Below are 18225 nucleotides of genomic sequence, written 5' to 3' on the forward strand. Positions count from 1 at the left end.
CTCATTCTTTCGCGCCGGCCGCCTCGACGATCTGGCGTGCGGCCTCGGCGAGCTTCACGCTCTGGTTCATGGCGCGTTTGCGCAGCGCGGCGTAGGCGGCCGGCTCGCTCAGCTTTTGCTGCTCCATCAGGACGCGCTTCGCGCGGTCGATCAGCTTGCGCTCGGCGAGTTCGGTCTCGGCCTGCGTCAGGCGCTCGCGCAATTCCGCTTCCTGGGCGAAGCGCGCGAGCGCCACTTCGAGTATGGGGGCGAGCCGTTCGCTCGCGAGCCCTTCGACGAGATAGGCCGTCACGCCCGCCTGCACGGCGGCGCGGATGAGCCGCTGGTTCGCGTCGTTGCTGAACATCAGCACGGGGCGCGGCGCGGTGGCATTCATCACGGCGAGTTGTTCGAGCGTGTCGCGCGAGGGCGACTCGGTATCGACGATGATGACGTCGGGGTGCGCGCGCTCGACCACGCGGTGCAGGTCTTGCGGCGTGGCCGGATCGGGCAGCATGGCGTAGCCGAGCCGCGCGAGGGCGTCGCGCAGATCGCCGATGGGCTTCTCGGTGTCGGTGACGAGCAGGACGCGCAGCATGCGAGCTAAAAAGCAAACCTCGTGCCAGCTTGCGGCGCGTCCTCCCGCGATGCCTTGCAGGAGGGCTCGCGGGCCGGCTGGTGCACCGCAGCAGTGCGAGGTGCGCGAGGCCGCACTCAACTGGCGCAGCGGGCGCACGCCAGGGCGGCGCGACGAAACCCCGCGACGCCCCCGCCCGCCGCGCCTCGGGCGGGTTCCCGCGGGTTCCTATAGCTGGTTCGGCACCCAGCGCCGGTGCTTGACGTCGTACTGCCAGTGATCGAACAACTGCGATCCCTTGGTGCGCGGCTCCTGCGGACGCGGCACCAGGTAGTACCGCCCGGTGACGAGCGTCTTCGTCACGTCCATGCGCAGGAAGCCGTGGTGGTCGTCGGAGTAGGTTTCGAGCGTGACGGTTTCGCCGTCGCCCGCGTCGAAGTTCACGGGCGCGACCATCTTCTCGCCATCCACCTTCATGATCGAGTGCAGGTTGTGATAGCCGCCCGCGCCCGTTACGAGCTGCGGAATGAGGCCGGCGTCGGGGTGCATGCTCGAAATGCGCTGATAGTTGTGGACATGGCCCGTGAAGATCATGTCGGGATAGCGGCCGGCGCTCTTGCTCGCATCCTGCAGCACCTTGCGCATGCGCGAGCTGCCGGAATGGTAGTCGTCGGCGGAGTAGAGCGGATGATGAAGCGCCACGAAGAGCGGCAGGTCCCTGGGCAGCGTGCGCAGCTCTTCCACGAGCCAGTCGGTTTGCGGTTCGACGATCTCGCCGCCCTCGGGCACGTTGCTGTAGAGGCCGACGATCGAGCACAGCGGCGTGAGCAGCGTCCAGTAGCAGTTCGGCTGGATCATCGCCGTGCGGAACGAGCCCATCGACTCCGGCGTTTTCGTGCCGGGCTTGCTCGCGCAGAAGTTGCGCATGAAGCCGTCCAGCGTCTGGTCGGTCGCCAGGTTCTCGCCGTCATGGTTGCCCGGCACGGCGAATACGGGACGATGGTACAGCTCGTAGGGCTCGTAGAACTGCGCGTAGTACTGGCTGATCTGCCCGTTGAAATAGACGCAGTCGCCGGTGATGTAGAGAAAGTCGGGCAGCGAGCCGTCCTTCGTCGCCTTCGTGAGATCGGTTTCCATGCCCGCGGCTACGAGTTCCTGCGGGACCGCATAGCCAATGCCGCCCATGTCGCCGTTCAGGTGGAACACGAGACGCTGGCGTTTCACGATGGCGTCGTAGTCGGCCTTGCTGATGATGTCCTTCAGGTCGAGCCGGAACGGCGCCTTGCCGGTTGGTGGAGGGAGGTCGCGGAAGTGCGTGTCGCGCGGCGGATCGCGGTGGATGGCGTAGCCGGTATGCGACGGTCTCATGCGGCCGAAGATATGGCCGTGCGAACCCTTGGAAACGGTCATGGGGGTCTGCTCCTTGTGTGCCTTGCTGCCTCGTGGGGAAAGAATGGCTTGGGGCGCAGCCGGGGCCGCTGCACGGCTCCGGCGCGTGCAGCGTTAGTTTGGTTTCCTCGGACTAAAGTTTCGTGTCAGTTCTGTTACGGCGGTCGGGGCGCCATGACGGCGCCTTGGGGCCTGCGATCCGGCCAGCGACTACGTGGCCCGGTCGATGCGCGCGTCAGTTGCGGCCGGCCATCACGCCGCCGTCCACGTCCCAGATCGCGCCGGTGACCCAGCCTGCCTTCTCCGAGAGCAGGAACGCGATGACTTCGGCAACGTCTTGCGGGGTGCCCACGCGGCCGATCGGGTGGAAGCTGTTGAAGCCCTGCAGCGTGTCGTGCACTTCGGCTTTCGGGATGAAGCCCTCGTAGATCGGGGTTTGCACCACGGCGGGCGAGACGGCATTGACGCGGATATGCTTCGGCGCCAGTTCCATGGCCAGGTGCTGGGTCAACGAATGCAGACCGGCCTTGGCCATCGAGTAGGCCGAGGACGGCGTGGCGGCGATGGCCTGTTTCGCCCACATCGAACCGACATTGACGATCGCACCTGGCTGGTTCTTCGCGACCAGGTTCGCGGCGACTTTCTGCGTGATGAAGAAGGTTGCCTTGTTCAGCTTCATGTACGGGTCATAGTCGGCCTCGCGATGTTCGAGGAACGGCTTGGGAAAGAACACGCCGGCCGCGTTGACGAGCAGGTCGATATCCGGGTGTTGCCCGTCGATCGCCTCGAGCAGCGCGGCCAGCCCTTCATCCGTGGCCAGGTCCGCGCTCAGCGCGGTGACCTGGCCGAGCGCGGAGAGCGCCTCGCGCGCTTCCTCGGTCTTTTCCGGGCGGTTACCCACGATCACCGCGCTGCCGCCTTCGGCGAGAACCAACCGGGCCGTCTGCAGGCCCATTCCGCTCGTGCCGCCGACAACCAGCAGCTTCTTGCCCTTGAACTCATTGCTCATTTCGATCTCTCTTTCTGTCTGGTGGAAGAAAGCCGGGAACGAGCGTTGGCTGCTTTCAGGAAGAAAATCTATTCATTCCGTCAGCGACTCGCGGACTCCCGGCGCCAGTCGGCGGCATCTGCCTTCGCACCTGGCTTGAAAGATATTTTTCGCCGATTTCCTCGTATGGACAAACGAGATAAAATGTCTTTCATTGAAAGAAAAACTTTATTGCCACGGCGTGCTTGTTCAGGCGCCTGAAGAACCGGGACTACCAATGCCGCTGGACAGAGGCGAGGAGGCTGAGATGCAGCAGCGCCCCCACGTTGACGAGCGTATCGGCCCGGCCGGTGGCTTGCACGCCGCGAGCCGGCCGTGACGCACGCTGATTCGGCGCAATCTCTGCCGGACATCCTCGCGCCGGGCTTGTCGATCGTATTTTGCGGAATCAATCCGGGCCTGCGCGCGGCAGCTACAGGCCATCATTTTGCCGGCAGGGGCAACCGCTTCTGGCGGGTGCTCCATCTTGCCGGATTGACGCCCGGGTTATTGGCTCCCGAGAACGACCGCCTGCTATTGCAATACGGCTATGGTTTGACCACGGCGGTTTCGCGACCCACCGCGCGCGCCCACGAGCTGTCGCGATCGGAGATCGAAGCCGCGGCGCTGCAGTTCGAATCGAAGATTCGACGATACGCGCCGGGCGTGATCGCGTTTCTCGGCAAGGCGGTGATTTCCGCGATGACTGGCGTGCGCGATATCGAATGGGGTCCGCAAGCCGCCCGATTCGGCGGCGCGCATGCCTGGGTCCTGCCCAACCCGAGCGGCCTGAACCGGGCATTCAGTCTCGACGCGCTGGCTGCGGCTTATCGCGAACTTCATATCGCAGTCGCGTCCTCGAGCCCCGCTGGCGGAGGGCGTGCGGCTGCGTCGCCTGTACGGCATGCTCGATCGCCGTGAAGTGCCTCAGTACTTCGAGGAAGTGAAGCCAGCCGCCTGAAGCGGAACCGGCAGGATGACTAATCAAGAGAAGTCGGGTAGCATCGGCTGCGCCGCATCTTGCCCCTGCGCTAGAGTCGGGACTGCCACCAAAACAGCGGTGGCTCAGGCTTGGTCGCCTGAAAACGCAACACCCCGCCTGCCCCCCCAGGGGCAGGCGGCTGCCTTTGTTCGTCCATTGTTTTCTGTCTACGGGCGGGCCTGGCAGGGAGGCTTCGTGCCTGCCGGTTTGGTGTTGCGCCGGTCGACCAACCCTGTCATGTGCCCGCTCGCCCCTCTGCACCGGGCGGGCCGTTTCCACTCACAGGAACGGACGCGATGCACGACAGACCTCTTTCCGTTTTCCCCAGCGGCTATACGACCGACGACCTGATCAATGAACTGGTCGCGCAATCCGCCCACATCTATTCCCTGAAAGCCCGGGTTCGCGAGCTGGAGCAGGTCATTCGGACCCTGTCTACGCTCCACGCAGGCCGGCCCAAATCCGCTCGCCGGAATTTCGGTGCCCTGCTGACCGGCCGCAAGCACTGACGCGCCGGCCAGTATGGCGTATCTCAAGCGCTTGCCGGTTGTCTTTGCCTGACGACGATGCCCTCTTCGCGCAAGAGCATACGCAGACGGTCGAGTCCGGTTTTGACAGCAAGACGCATAAAAGATTAACGAAGCGTGGTTTCGACGCCGAAACCTGGCAATGCTTGACAACTGTTAAACAGGGATTGAGTGAAGCTCTTCCCATGCCCGTGCGCGCAGATAGCGCGCTTTCAGGTGCGATGCCGCGTCTGGTGTCGTGTGACGTAACTGGGAAACATCCTGCAAACCGGCAGGGCTTCATCCAGCATCACAGGTACAAGAAAAAATGAACCATCGTTGTTACCGGCTTGTGTTCAGCAGGCTTCGGGGAATGCTTGTCGCCGTTTCGGAAACGGCCATCGCGCAGGGCAAGTCAGGCCAGGGCGAAACCGGCCCATCGGTCGCACGCCGGTCCTTCACGCTGTTCGCCATGCGTCATGTGGCTTTTGCTGCGCTCGCGGTCTTTGGCCTCGCACCCTTGATGGCCGGGGCGCAGATCGTGCCATCCGGTGTGCATGCGCCGAACGTGATCAATACGGCTAACGGTCTGCCGCAGGTGAACGTGCAGAAGCCCTCGGGGGCGGGCGTCTCGCTCAATAGCTACTCGCAGTTCGACGTCGGATCGGGTGGCGCGATTTTGAACAATTCGCCCACGAACACGAACACGCAGCTCGCCGGGCAGATATCGGGCAATCCGAACCTCTCGCCCGGCCAGTCCGCGAAGATTATCGTCAACCAGGTCAACAGCAGCAACCCTTCGCGGCTGGCCGGCTACGTGGAGGTGGCCGGGCAGAAAGCCGATGTGGTGATCGCGAACAGTTCGGGCCTGGTGGTGGACGGCGGGGGTTTTATCAATACGGCCCGCGGAATTTTAACGACGGGCAATCCGCTCATCGACGGCAGCGGCAACCTGAGCGGTTTCAGCGTCACCCAGGGCACCATCACGGTCCAGGGCGCGGGCCTGAACGCCTCGAATATCGACGAGGTAGACCTGCTGGCGCGTGCCGTGCAGGCCAATGCGGCGGTCTACGCCAACCGGCTGAACGTCACCACGGGCGCCAACAGCATCGACTATGCGAGCCTGACGCCGACACCCATTGCGGGCAGCGGCCCCGCGCCCGGCGTGTCCATCGACGTGTCGCAGCTCGGCGGCATGTATGCGGGTAGCATAACTCTGGTCGGCACGGAGAATGGTGTCGGGGTAGCGAATGCCGGCACGATTGCGGCGCAGGCGGGAGACCTCACGCTCACGAGCGCGGGGCAGCTCGTACAGTCGGGCCGCATGAACGCGAGCGGCAACACCACCCTCAGCGCCGCCAGCATCCAGAACACCGGCACGGTCTACGCGCAGCAGAATACCATCCTCAATACGCCCGGTGCGCTCGTGAACAGCGGGACCCTTGCGGCACAACAAAACACGTCGGTCAACGCGGGCAGTGTCGCCTCGACGGGCGTGTTCGGCGCGGGCATCAACAGCGACGGCACGACCGGTCCGAGCGGCAACCTGAGCATATCGGCGGCGGGTCTGCTGTCGGCGAACGGCCAGACCGTTGCCGCTGGCTCGGTGACGCTCTACGGCGTCGCGCTCGACCTCTCGAATGCGAATATCGGCGCCGGCACGGCGCTGGCTCTCACGGCCACCGGCGGCAACCTGAGTCTGGTCAATGCGACCACGGGCGCGGGCACGTCGATCACAGCGAACGCGGCCGGCACGTTCGACAACAGCGGCGCGAAACTGTCGAGCGGCACGTCCACGCAGATTACGGCGGGCGCGGTCACGAACGCGGGCGGCCAGACGACGGCCGGCACGACGCTCGGCATCGCGACGGGTGGCGCGTTCGACAATACCGGGGGGATCGCCCAGGCCCAGGGCCAGGAATCCATCAGCGCCGGTTCGATACAGAACACGGCCGGCAAGATCCTTTCGTTGAACGGCGACGGTCTGACGCTCAGCGCGACGGGGCAACTGCTCAATGGCGCGGGCGGCGACATTGGCGGCAACGGCGCGGTGTCGCTGCAGGGTGGCACCGTGGTCAACCAGGGCGATGTTACCGCGCAGACGAATCTGCAGGTCTCGGCGCAATCCGTCGATAATTCCGGTGGTTCGCTTGAGGCGGGACAGGACGCGACCCTCAACGCCGGTTCGCAGTTCAAGAACGTCAGCGGGACCGTGTCGGCCCAGGCGGCGACGATCAGCGCGACAACTCTCGACAACAGCGCAGGCAGCACGCAGGCCGCGCAACTGACGCTGGACGCGACGAACTTCGTCAATCACGCGGGCACGCTCACGCAGACGGGAACCGGCCCGATGGCGGTTAACGTGAGCGGCCTGTTCGACAATTCCGCAGGCGGCACGTTCCAGACCAACAGCACGAACCTGACGCTGTCGCCCGCTGCCATCGACAACGACGGCGGCTCGATCCTGCATGCGGGCACCGGCACCCTCGCGCTCGATCCCGGCAACGGTTCGGGGTCGATCTCGGACGTGGGTGGCCAGGTCACGAGCAACGGGCAGGTCGTGGCGACTGCCGGGTCACTCAACAATACCTCGGGCGATGTCGGGGGCAAGGCGGGACTCACGGCGAACGTGAGCGGCGAAGCGAACAACACGGACGGCAAATTGCTGTCGGGCGCGGGGCTGGGTCTCGCGAGCGGCACCTTCGTCAACGATGGCGGGACCACGAGCGCGAACACCAGCGCCACCATCACGACCGGCTCCCTGTCGAACCGCAACGGCGGCAGCCTCCAGGCCCCGGACCTCACGCTGGACGTGAGCGGCACGGCCGACAACAGCGGCGGCAGTGTGGCCGCGAACCAGCTCCAGGTGTCTGCGACCAACCTTATCAACGAGGGCGGGACGGTCACGCAATACGGAACCGGCCCGATGGCGGTCAACGTGAGCGGCCTGTTCGACAATTCCGCAGGCGGCACGTTCCAGACCAACAGCACGAATTTCACGCTTGCCCCCGCCACGCTCGACAACGACGGCGGCTCGATCCTGGATGCGGGCGCGGGCGTTTTCACGCTCACGCCAGGTAACGGCGCGGGGGCGTTCTCGAATGTGGGCGGCAAGCTTATCAGCGCGGGCACCATCAACGCGCAGATGGGCAGCTTCAACAACGGCAGCGGCACGTTCGCTGCGCAGCAGGGCATGACGGTCGCCGTCCTGAACGGGATCAACAACACCGCCGGCCTGATGCGCTCGTTCGGCTCGCTCGCGCTCACGAGCGGCGGTGCGCTCACCAACGCAGGGGGCAGTGTCCAGGCGGGTACGGGCGGAGCAAACGACAGCTCGACGCTCTCGGTACAGGCCGCGTCCATCGACAACACCCAGGGCGTCGTGAGCAACCTGGGTACCGGTAATACGTCGGTACAGGGCGGCAGCCAGATCGTGAACGCCGATGGCGTCATGACCGGCAACGGCGCGGTGTCGCTCGCCGCATCGTCCATCTCGAACACCCAGGGCGGCCAGGTGAGCGGCGCGAGCCTCGGGGTGCAGGCGGGCGACATCGACAACACCGGCAGCCAGATGGGCACCCTGCCGGGCTCGCAGGGCGATGCGGACATCACGGCAACCGGCACGATCACGAACACGAACGGCCAGATGGGAGCCACGCACGACCTGACCCTGTCGGCCACTACGCTGCTGGGCGGCGGTGTCTATTCCGCCGGCAACGACGTGTCGGTGAACCTGCAGGGCGACTTCACGACGACGCCCGACCAGCAGTTCGACGCCGGCCACAACCTCACCTTCACGCTGCCGGGCACCTTCACCAATGCCGCCATCGTGGAGGCCGCGAACGACCTGGGCGTGAACGCGGGCGATATCGTCAACAGCGGCGCCATGATGGCCGGCGGCACGCTCACGACGCACTCGGCTACCCTCACGAACACGGGCGCGATGGTCGGCGGCAGCGTTTCGCTCAGCGCGACCAGCAGTTTGCAGAATCTCGGACCGTCCGCGCTGATCGGCGCGTCGGATAGCAGCGGCACGCTCGAGCTGCTCGCGCCCGACATCGAGAACGTCGACAACGTCACGGCGACCGACACACAGGCGACCACTGCGATCTTTGGACTCGGCAGTGTCGTGCTGGCGGGTGGGAAAAATGCCGATGGCAGTTACACCAATGCGAACCTGATCGACAACGTCTCGGCGCTGATCCAGTCCTCGGCCGACATGGCGCTGTACGCGAACCAGGTCACGAACACACGGCGCGTGATGACGACCTCGGGCTCCTACAGCGTGCCGCTCGATGCCGGTTCGTCGATCATCCAGCAGCTCGGCATCAGCCTCTCCGGGTGTACCGCCACCTACATGGCCGCGTGCGGTCCCGGCAATCCGCAGGTGATGGGTTCCACGGGCGACCCGTCGATGATCGGCGGCGTGCCCACCGATCCGCCGCATGGCGGCCAGTGGAACAGCACGTACCAGTACACGACCTATACGGGCGTGGCGCTCGCGAACCTGATCACGGCGATCAGCCCGCAGGCACAGATCATCTCCGGCGGCAACCTCAATGCGTCGTCGGTGGGGCTGTTCCAGAACTACTGGAGCGCGGTCGCGGCGGTTGGCAACATCGCCATGCCGGCCACGCTCGACCAGAACTCGTGGCAGGGCCAGCTCGCGCCCGGTGTGCAGGTCACGTATTCGGGCTACTACCACTACGACAACTACGACAACACCGAATACAACTGGCAGTTGCCGTTCGGCAACCCCAATCCCCTGTTTCCGACCAACCACCCGGGCGGCTACACCCAGGCGGCGCCAGCCGATATCCGCACCTACGCCCTGCCGTCCTACGAATCGACGTTCGTCGCGGGCGGCACGATCAGCGGAACAGGCATCAACATCGACAACACGGCAGGCGATGCGGGGTTGCCGTCGATGAATCTCGCACCGGGTACGTCGCTGGCCGTCGGGATCGGGACGCTCAGCGGCTCGGCGGGCGGCGCGAGCGCCGGCACCGGTCCCATCAAGGGCGGCGGGGGCACGGTCGATCCGGCCATCGCGAGCGCCACCGCGCAGAACGTGCTGGACAATCTGACCATTCCGCAGGGTGGTCTCTTCCATCTGGATACCACGCCGGGTGCGGACTACCTGATCGAGACCAATCCGGCCTTCACGAGCACGAATTCCTTCCTCTCCAGCGATTACTACCTGAACCTGCTGGGATACAACCCGCAGACCACCGAAAAGCGCCTGGGCGACGGCCTCTACGAGCAGCAGCTCGTGCAGAACCAGATCACGTCGCTCACCGGCAAGGCGGTACTCGGCCCCTACACGAACACACAGTCGATGTACGAGGCGCTGATGGCCTCGGGCGCGTCGCTTGCGCAGTCGCTCGACCTGCCGCTCGGCATGGGCCTGTCGGCCGCCCAGGTGGCCGCGCTCACGTCCAACGTCGTCATCATGCAGACGGAGGTGGTGGACGGACAATCCGTGCTCGTGCCGGTCGTCTATCTCGCGCAGGCCAGCCAGCAGAACATGAACGGGCCGCTCATTGCTGCGACCAACATCGACCTGCAGAACGCGCAGACCTTCAACAATAGCGGCACGGTGGAGGCTGGCAACTCGCTGTCGATCAGCGGCCAGCAGATCAACGACGCGTTCGGCGCGCTGAAAAGCGGCGGGCTGATGGACCTGAACACGACGGGCGACATCAACTTCACCTCGGCGAACGTGAGTGCGGGAAGTCTGGCCTTGAACACGGGCGGCAACCTGATCCTGAACACGGCGACGAACACGCTGAACCAGGTCAGCGCCACGGGCGCGACGCGCGTGAACACGACGCTCGGCCCCATCGCGAACCTGGACGTGGCGGGCAACGCCTCGATCGTCACGGGCGGCAACTTCGAGCAGAACGGCAGCAACCTGGACGTCGGCGGCAATCTCGGCATGGCCGTGGGCGGCAACTGGGATATCGGCACGGTGCAGACCGGTGAGCACAAGGTAGTCGAGCGCGCGAACGGCGTGTCGGATACCAATATCAACAGCGCGACGGGCAGTACCGTGAACGTGGGCGGCGTGTCGGAAGTCGGCGTCGGCAACAACCTGACGGCAACGGGCGCAAACATCAACCTGGGCGGTGGCGGCATTCTCGCGGCAAAGGGTGACGCGACGTTCCAGGCGGCCACGACCACGTCGACGGTCGACAGCAACGACTCGGGCAGCGATTCCCACGGCAGCTACGCACAGACCTCGCACGTTTCCAGCCAGACGCTGACGGGCACGACGCTCAACTCGGGGAACAGCCTCACGGTTGCCTCGGGCAACAATATCAACGTGACGGGCAGCACGATCAACCTCGCCCAGGGTACGGCGACGCTTGCGGCGACCAACGACGTGAACATCGGCGCGGCCACCGCGACGCAGGTCGACAACTCGCAGGAGCAGCACAGCCACAGCAACCTGGTGAGCGGCATGCAGGAGGCCAGCTCGCGCGATACGACCATTACACAGTCCCAGGGTAGCACGGTCTCGGCGGATGCCGTGTCGATCAGCAGCGGTCACGATATCAACGTGACGGGCAGCACGGTTGTCGGGACCAACGATGTGGATCTCAGTGCGAAGAACGATGTCAACATCACCACGTCGCAGGACACGATGCAGTCCTCGGGCAGCCAGCAGGAGAAGCACACAGGCCTCGGCACGAGCGGGCTGTCGGTGACGGTCGGCACGAACAAGCTCGCCACGACCGACCAGGAGTCGAGCGTGACGAACAATGCGAGCATGGTCGGCTCGCTGGATGGCAGTGTCTCGGTCAACGCGGGCAACAACCTGACCGTAACGGGCAGCGACCTGATTGCCGCGAAGAACATCACGGGCACGGCGGCGAACGTCACCATCAACTCGGCGACCAATACGAGCAACACGAGCCAGACGCAGCAGACGAGCAGCAGCGGCCTGAGCATCGGCCTGGGTGGCAGCATCGGGGATGCGATCAACGGCGCGTACCAGCAGGGCCAGGCGCTCGCGAGCGGCAACAGCAATGGACGTGCCGACGCCTTGCATGCGATTGCGGCGGTGGGCGATGCGGCGCTGGCGGGCTACGGCGCGTACCAGATGGCGACAACCGGAGTCTCCCAGGCGGCGGGCGCACCGAGCATCGGCGTGCAGGTCAGTGTCGGCTCAAGCCACAGCCAGAGCCAGTCGTCGGAGAACCAGACGACGCAGGTGGGTTCGAACGTGCAGGCGGGCGGCACGACCACCTTCGTCGCGACGGGCAACGGCACGGCGGGTAGCGGTAATGTGACGATTGCCGGTTCGAACGTGAGTGCCGGCGATGTCGTGCTGGCCGCGGCGAACCAGGTCAACATCGTGAATACGACGAACACCGATTCGACGCGCAGCTCGAATTCGTCGTCCGGGGCGAGCGTGGGCGTGTCCCTCACCACGAACGGCTTCGGGGTCTCGGCCTCGATGCAGAACGCGCACGGTGACGCGAACAGCGATGCGGCGACGCAGAATGCCTCGCACGTTACAGGCACGAACAGCGTCACGATCCTGAGCGGCGGCGACACGAACATCACCGGCTCGCAGGTGGCGGGCAACCAGGTGACGGCGGCCGTGGGCGGCGACCTCAATATCGCGAGCGTGCAGGATACGACGACGAGCGCAGCACACCAGAGCAGCGCGGGTGGCGGGTTCAGTATCAGCGAGGCCGGCGGCAGCGCGAGCTTCAGCGCGCAGAACGGGCATGCTGATGGCAATTACGCCCAGGTCAATGAGCAGGCGGGCATCGCTGCGGGTACTGGCGGCTTCGATATCAACGTCAAGGGCAATACGGGCCTGACGGGCGCGGTCATCTCCAGCACGGCCGACGCCTCGAAGAACAGCCTGACGACGGGCACGCTGACGTACAGCGATATCCAGAACCAGAGCCACTACGACGCGACGAGCAACGGCATCAGCGCGGGTGTGGGCGTGGGCAACACGGGCAAGGCAATCGGCCCCGGCTCGGTGAGCGGGACCGGCAGCGTAGCGCCGATGATGTCGCAGGATGCAAATGGCGATTCGAGCGCAACGACGCGCAGCGCAATCAGCGTGGGCACGATCAACGTCACGAATCCCGGCGCGCAGACGCAGGACGTGGCGAACCTGAGTCGCGACACGACGAATACCAACGGCACGGTTGCGAATACGCCCGATGTGAACACCCTGCTCAACCAGCAGGCGGACACGATGCAGGCGGCGCAGGCAGCGGGCCAGGTGGTGGCGCAGGGGATCGGCATGTATGCGGACCACAAGCGCGATACGGCGACGGATCCGACAACGGCGGCGGCGTGGGACGAAGGCGGAACAGACCGGACGCTGGCGCATATCGCGGGCGGCGCGCTGATTGGTGGCCTGGGTGGAGGAACGGCATTCAGCACGATTGGCGGCGCTGCGGGCGCGGGCTTTGCTTCGATGTCAGCCAAGGGCCTGGCGGATATCGCAAACGGTGTAAGCTCGGCGACGGGTTCGGAACTGATTGGGAATCTCGCGGGCAATATTGCTGCTGGACTTGGTGGCGCGATTATCGGAGGGACAGCAGGCGCGGCGACGGGCTCGGCCGTGCAACTGTACAACCAGAGCCTGGACAACAAAAAGAGCCTGTTGTCGAAGGTCTGCGATGGTTCGGGGCCCTGCGATCCGTCGCTGGCGATGGCTGCCGTTAATGCTGAGGGAGCGAATGCGCAGACGGCATCGGACAACATGAAAACTGAAGCCCTGTATGGAGTTCCTGCGGTTGCGGTAATCGCTCTCGGACCAGAAGCCGTAACCGCTGCGCTTCTCGCGGGTGGCTATGATTACGGGGGTAGTTACTACAGCTACAAGAATGGACTTAGCCCTGACGCGCCAAATTTTACAAATTCGTATATCGCCGGAATCATTGGTGGCCTGTCAACTCCCTTTATGATTGGCGATGCTGCAATCGCAGGAATGGGAACGGCTGGGAAAATCGCGGCCAATACGTACAACGCGGGAGTCACAGGTGTTGGTGCGTTCGGCAGCGCAGGGATGACGAGCAGCAATCCGGACTTGTCTGCAGGAGTCGCAACAGCAACAACGGCAGCCGGTTCGTTTGCAAAAGCAGTATTGCCGCCGCCGCTGGGAAGTCTGGTGAATCAAATCATGCAGGGATCAGCCGGACCGATACAAGCCGCAATCCAATATAGGAAATGATTATGGAGAATCAAGAGAGGCGCAAGTTCATCGTTCGTTACGTCAAAGCATACGTTTCCGTGCTGGCAGTTGTTGGCGTAGTGGTTGCAATTTCGGAATGGAAAGGTGCGGGCTGGAGGCCCGCGTTAGCAGGGGTTCCAATGTATGTTTCGCTTTTCGCCCTTGTTACCTATGCGATGCTCAGAGAGCTTCTCGCACTTAGGAAAAATTCAGATAAAGATAAGTCGTAGTGCTTGACAGAGCAGGTTCGAACGTGGCTACTAAAAATGCGGAAATGGATACCAACTATTGCGTCGTTAACAGTATTTTCGATTGCTGTCGGCGTTGCCAGAGGGGCTGACTGGAAAGCTACCATAGGGAGGCTGATTCCACTCTCGATCTTGGTCGTGGCGATCTATGTATATCAGACAATAAAGGCACGAAGAATTTTGAGGGGAGCGCCTCAATTGAGTAGAGGGAAGTTATTTTTTAGATTTTATATGGCGGTTTTATTTTTATTTTTATCATATTTTGGCATTTCAATTGCATTGGAGCTGCATGGGAAAGGTGTGGAAGCATTTTCCATGTTGATTCCAGTTCTTCTCGCCTGTGTGGCGCTATGCGGCTTTGCCCTATATCGAGAGTTGGGTGATCTGGAGGATGACTTTGAAGGGCTGGACTAGGATATTCAAAAATGACGATAAGGAAAGACCAAAATTCATAGGGTGTGGCCTCGTGAAAGCGCACGATCTGGCCTGCGGGCCTTGGGCACTCATTGAGGACGGTATCGAGCGCTAATCCCGCAAGCACCGGTAACGGCATCGCAGGTGCGAGCAGTGGTATCCCGTCGGCGTCTGTGACAGTCATGGGTCAATCAACGAAGATTCGGTTTGGCGGGAAATAAGGAGTTTTGAAATGAATAAAATATTCGATGTCATTGTTGCGCCCCCAATCCTTCCAGGTCGTTTTGTTTCCGACGATTTCAGTCATTTTCTGTTCTTTGACTTCTCTCTGCGAGGGAGTCCGCAATTTTTAGATGAAATTCAGACGCTTGCTGATGAAAATTCAAGGATTCAGGTCTTTTACGCGCACTCATTGGAGCTACTTGCTGAGGCAGATCGTCGCGAAAAATGGTCGACTATTGTTAGTCGTGTCGACCAGTCATTAGATCAACAAGGTGAACCCTACGGACTCGTTATCGCTGATCTGAATAGTGGCTGGCTACTTGCTCAACATTCTCCGGTTGAGTGGGGCGTATTTGCCGTCAAATCGAACTCCCGGTCTGCGCAGGTAATTCTCGACTCTATGGATAGCGAAGATTTTCTATCTGTCGACGAGTTTCGATCTGCCAAACGTAACGCGGATTCTAGGCTGCATGATTGCTTCGATCGTGAATTCATCGATGCTATTATCAACAACTACTAAAATTCCAATAATAGGTGGTTGCTATTCGCCAGAGATGTGGCAGGATTTTTATGGATGGGACGTTTTTCATCGCGGGTACAATAGTGTCGAGAATTCTTGTAAGCATAGGTGTGGGAATGTTTGCTGCTTTCTGCGCAGGAACTGCGGCAGCCTTATTCGCAAGCGGATATTTCTTTTTAAAAATGATTAATAGCCCGCGGCCTGGACAGACCATCTTCGATGCTCGAATGCTCAAGGGAAGATCCCTTTTTTCGAGTGACTACCTGAGCGAAGCAGGAAAAACTGCGCGGACAAAGTTCCTGAAATCGTTGCTCTGCTTCTTCACCTTCTGGATCGGTGGAGTCTCTATCTTTGCAGTAATGCAGCTATCGATCCACGGGTTCCGGTAATGACCGAGAGATACTAATTCCAAGACGGGAAAAATCAAGGGTGTAGTTTTATGAAAGCATTCGATCTAGCCTGCGGGCCGTGGACACTCATCGAGGACGGTATCGGGCGTTACATCGTCCTCAATGACTGCAAGCCCTTGGCGCTGGTCCTGCACCCGTTCCAGGCGGTTGCCCTGTGTCTGCAGGACATAATCAAACCCGGGTTGCTTGATAGTATCTCCATCATCGTCAGTCGCGTATATCCGCTGCCCATTCTGCCCGGCAAGGACGGCAGTCATTTCGAACTGTAGTCCCTGTCACCAACAGCGAATCACCGTATGAAAATCCGCAATACGCTGGCGGCGTTGCCCCTCACAATCTCGGCACCTCCGCATCGATAAATTGCAGGCATTCGGCAGAGTGTAAAACCCTGCCTTTTCTCGCGTGTTTGATCTTTTACATCTTCACCACGAAGTCGGCGGCGGCGAAGATGAGTCATGCCGACATTGATACAGGAAGGAAACAATGTTCTATAAAAATATCGCTACGGGTTTAATCGTTGCAACCATGCTGGCGGGCTGCGCAAGTGCAGGCGTCCAGCAACTGAAGACGGAAGATGCAACGACTGTCAGTGCCAAGATTACCCGGGACAGGAGCACGAAGGATGATGTGCGCGCGGCGTTTGGCGATCCAACCGAAACATCATTTACGGACAGCGGCAACGAGATCTGGCGTTACCGCTATTCGCATTCCACCGCCAAGGGGATCAACTTTGTCCCTCTCGCCAACCTATTCATGTCTGGCCAGGATGTGGACAAGAAGGAACTCGTGGTGCTCTTTGACGACAAGGGTGTCGTGAAGAATTTTTCCATGCAGTCCAGCAAGGAAGAAGTCAAGGGCGGCATCCTGCCGCAATAATCCGCTTTTCACCGGAAAATAATGATTCGTACCCAACGGCGGTCAGCGGCAACGCTTGCAGCCCTGATACCTCTTGCCGTTTGCGCGCAGGAGACCCCGCCCGATGTCGCGGCTGCCGCTCGCGCAAACGCGCTGCAAAACCAGCAACTCCAGCAGCAACGCGACGCGCAACAGCGCGCGGCCACCGTCGCCGCGCCCGCTGTCCTCTCGGCAGCGCCCGCAGCAGGCGCATGGCCGGTCCTGCCCTCCGAGACGCCGTGCTTCCGCATCGACACGTTCACGGTCGAGGTGCCGGATACGCTGCCGGAGGCACAGCGCGTCAAGGGCGCTTCGGCATTGCCGATGGACCGGTTTGCATTCCTGCAGGGCTGGTTGCAGCACTACCGGGGGCAATGCGTCGGCAGGCAGGGCCTCGACGCACTCACGAAAGGTCTGCAGCGCGAAATCCTGAGCCGGGGCTACGTCACCACGCGCGTCCTGCTCGCACCGCAGGACCTGTCTAAAGGCGCGCTGAAATTCTCCCTCATCCCCGGCGTCATCCGTCACCTGGAGTTCGTGGACCCGTCCACCCGCGGCACCTGGAAGAGCGCATTTCCTGCGCGCGACGGCGATGTGCTCCAGTTGCGCGATCTTGAACAGGGTCTGGAGCAGATGAAGCGCCCGGCAAGCCAGGATGCCACCATGCAGATCGTACCCGGCACTGTGCCCGGCGAAAGCGACGTCGACATCACCGTGAAGCGCTCGAAGCCCTGGACCTTCGTCGCCTCGGTCGACAACTCGGGCCAGCGCGCCACCGGCAGACTGCAGGGCAACGTATCGCTCGGCATCGACAATCCGCTCGGCCTGAACGACATCTTTACGGTCGGTGCGAACCAGGACCTCGAATTTGCCGACCATGGCCTGGGCTCGCACGGCTTCAACGGTTCGTATTCGATCCCCTGGGGCTACTGGACGGCCACGCTCTACGGCAACACGAACACGTACTACCAGCAGATCGCGACCGCGAACCAGGCCTTCGTATCGAGCGGCAATGCGCAGACAGCAGCCCTGAAAATCCAGCGGGTCATCAGCCGCAGCCAGAACGACGTACTCGGCCTCGAATTCCAGTTGATCAAGCGCTGGGGCGCGAGCTTCATCGCGGACACGACGATTCCGCAACAGGACCGCAACAACACGTTCATCGAAGGCGGCGTGACCGACCGGCATTATTTCGGCACCGCTCAATTCGATGGCACGCTCGCGTACCGCCAGGGTATCGGGGGGCTCGGGGCAACGCCCGACCCGGACGCTGGCGACGGCACGCCGCAGATGGCCACATACCGCTTCCACATGGCGACGCTCGACGCGAATCTCTCGGTGCCGTTCGCGGTCGGTAGCCAGCCGCTGCGCTACGTGGCTACCGTGCATGGCCAGTACACCGGCGACACGCTGTTCTACATCGACGACCTGAGCATCGGCGGGCGCTATACGGTGCGCGGCTTCGACGGCGAACAGATGCTCGCCGCCGGGCGCGGCTTCTACTGGCGCAACGAACTGCAGTGGCCTGTCGGACAAACGGGACAATCGCTCTACGCGGGCATCGACTACGGCCATGTTTTCGGCCCCGGTACCGAAGTGCTGGTCGGAACACAACTGGCGGGGGCCGTCATCGGCATCCGGGGCGGTCTGCCCATCCATATCGGCACGCTCTCCTGGGACCTCTTCGCGGGCACGCCGATCTACAAGCCGGACGGGTTCGATACCGCCCGCGTGACGCTGGGGTTTCAGGTCATGGGGCAGTTCTGACGATGAACAGGGGAAAACGCCGACCACTCACGCGCGCCATGCTGCTACCGCTTCCGGTGCAGAAGGCACGGGCGCTCTCGCT

General features: G+C 62.5%; 14 protein-coding genes. 11 read left to right on the forward strand and 3 right to left on the reverse strand.

The window, feature by feature from the left end:
* Nucleotide 1 precedes the first annotated feature (1 nt).
* The 3 genes from WJ542_RS27095 to WJ542_RS27105 all read right to left on the reverse strand — a co-directional run bounded on the left by WJ542_RS27095 (nt 2) and on the right by WJ542_RS27105 (nt 2954).
* Nucleotides 2–577, reverse strand: coding sequence for an ANTAR domain-containing response regulator (locus tag WJ542_RS27095; protein ID WP_411192639.1), 576 nt, complete (start codon nt 575–577; stop codon nt 2–4).
* Between the two features lie 207 nt (nt 578–784).
* Nucleotides 785–1966 (reverse strand): metallophosphoesterase family protein, encoded by a 1182-nt coding sequence (locus tag WJ542_RS27100; protein ID WP_411192640.1) that lies wholly within the window; start codon nt 1964–1966, stop codon nt 785–787.
* 214 nt (nt 1967–2180) lie between these two features.
* Entirely contained in the window at nt 2181–2954 is a 774-nt protein-coding gene (locus WJ542_RS27105) for an SDR family NAD(P)-dependent oxidoreductase (RefSeq protein ID WP_411192642.1), read from the reverse strand.
* Nucleotides 2955–3308: 354 nt separating this feature from the next.
* Between WJ542_RS27105 and mug the strand changes: the two genes are divergently transcribed.
* The 11 genes from mug to WJ542_RS27160 all read left to right on the forward strand — a co-directional run bounded on the left by mug (nt 3309) and on the right by WJ542_RS27160 (nt 18143).
* Complete coding sequence (gene mug / locus WJ542_RS27110; RefSeq protein ID WP_411192644.1) at nt 3309–3893, forward strand: G/U mismatch-specific DNA glycosylase; 585 nt, start codon at nt 3309–3311, stop codon at nt 3891–3893.
* A 357-nt stretch (nt 3894–4250) separates the two neighbouring features.
* A complete protein-coding gene (locus WJ542_RS27115) occupies nt 4251–4463 on the forward strand; it encodes a hypothetical protein (protein WP_411192646.1) in 213 nt (70 codons plus the stop codon).
* Between the two features lie 44 nt (nt 4464–4507).
* Nucleotides 4508–4792: a hypothetical protein gene (locus WJ542_RS27120; RefSeq protein ID WP_411192647.1), complete on the forward strand. Its 285-nt coding sequence runs from the start codon at nt 4508–4510 to the stop codon at nt 4790–4792.
* A 41-nt stretch (nt 4793–4833) separates the two neighbouring features.
* Nucleotides 4834–13668 (forward strand): two-partner secretion domain-containing protein, encoded by an 8835-nt coding sequence (locus WJ542_RS27125; RefSeq protein ID WP_411192649.1) that lies wholly within the window; start codon nt 4834–4836, stop codon nt 13666–13668.
* 2 nt (nt 13669–13670) lie between these two features.
* Complete coding sequence (locus WJ542_RS27130) at nt 13671–13898, forward strand: hypothetical protein (protein WP_411192651.1); 228 nt, start codon at nt 13671–13673, stop codon at nt 13896–13898.
* A gap of 156 nt (nt 13899–14054) precedes the next feature.
* Entirely contained in the window at nt 14055–14330 is a 276-nt protein-coding gene (locus WJ542_RS27135; protein ID WP_411192652.1) for a hypothetical protein, read from the forward strand.
* Between the two features lie 232 nt (nt 14331–14562).
* The gene (locus tag WJ542_RS27140; protein WP_411192654.1) at nt 14563–15072 is read left to right on the forward strand and encodes a hypothetical protein; all 510 of its coding nucleotides are present in this window, start codon (nt 14563–14565) and stop codon (nt 15070–15072) included.
* Nucleotides 15073–15188: 116 nt separating this feature from the next.
* Entirely contained in the window at nt 15189–15461 is a 273-nt protein-coding gene (locus WJ542_RS27145) for a hypothetical protein (protein WP_411192656.1), read from the forward strand.
* A gap of 50 nt (nt 15462–15511) precedes the next feature.
* Entirely contained in the window at nt 15512–15751 is a 240-nt protein-coding gene (locus WJ542_RS27150) for a hypothetical protein (RefSeq protein WP_411192658.1), read from the forward strand.
* 214 nt (nt 15752–15965) lie between these two features.
* A complete protein-coding gene (bamE, locus tag WJ542_RS27155; RefSeq protein WP_411192660.1) occupies nt 15966–16358 on the forward strand; it encodes an outer membrane protein assembly factor BamE domain-containing protein in 393 nt (130 codons plus the stop codon).
* Nucleotides 16359–16379: 21 nt separating this feature from the next.
* A complete protein-coding gene (locus WJ542_RS27160) occupies nt 16380–18143 on the forward strand; it encodes a ShlB/FhaC/HecB family hemolysin secretion/activation protein (RefSeq protein ID WP_411192662.1) in 1764 nt (587 codons plus the stop codon).
* The last annotated feature ends 82 nt before the right edge of the window (nt 18144–18225 follow it).

The sequence above is a fragment of the Paraburkholderia yinzeri genome (genome assembly GCF_046581065.1).
In the GTDB taxonomy this organism is placed as follows: Bacteria; Pseudomonadota; Gammaproteobacteria; order Burkholderiales; family Burkholderiaceae; genus Paraburkholderia.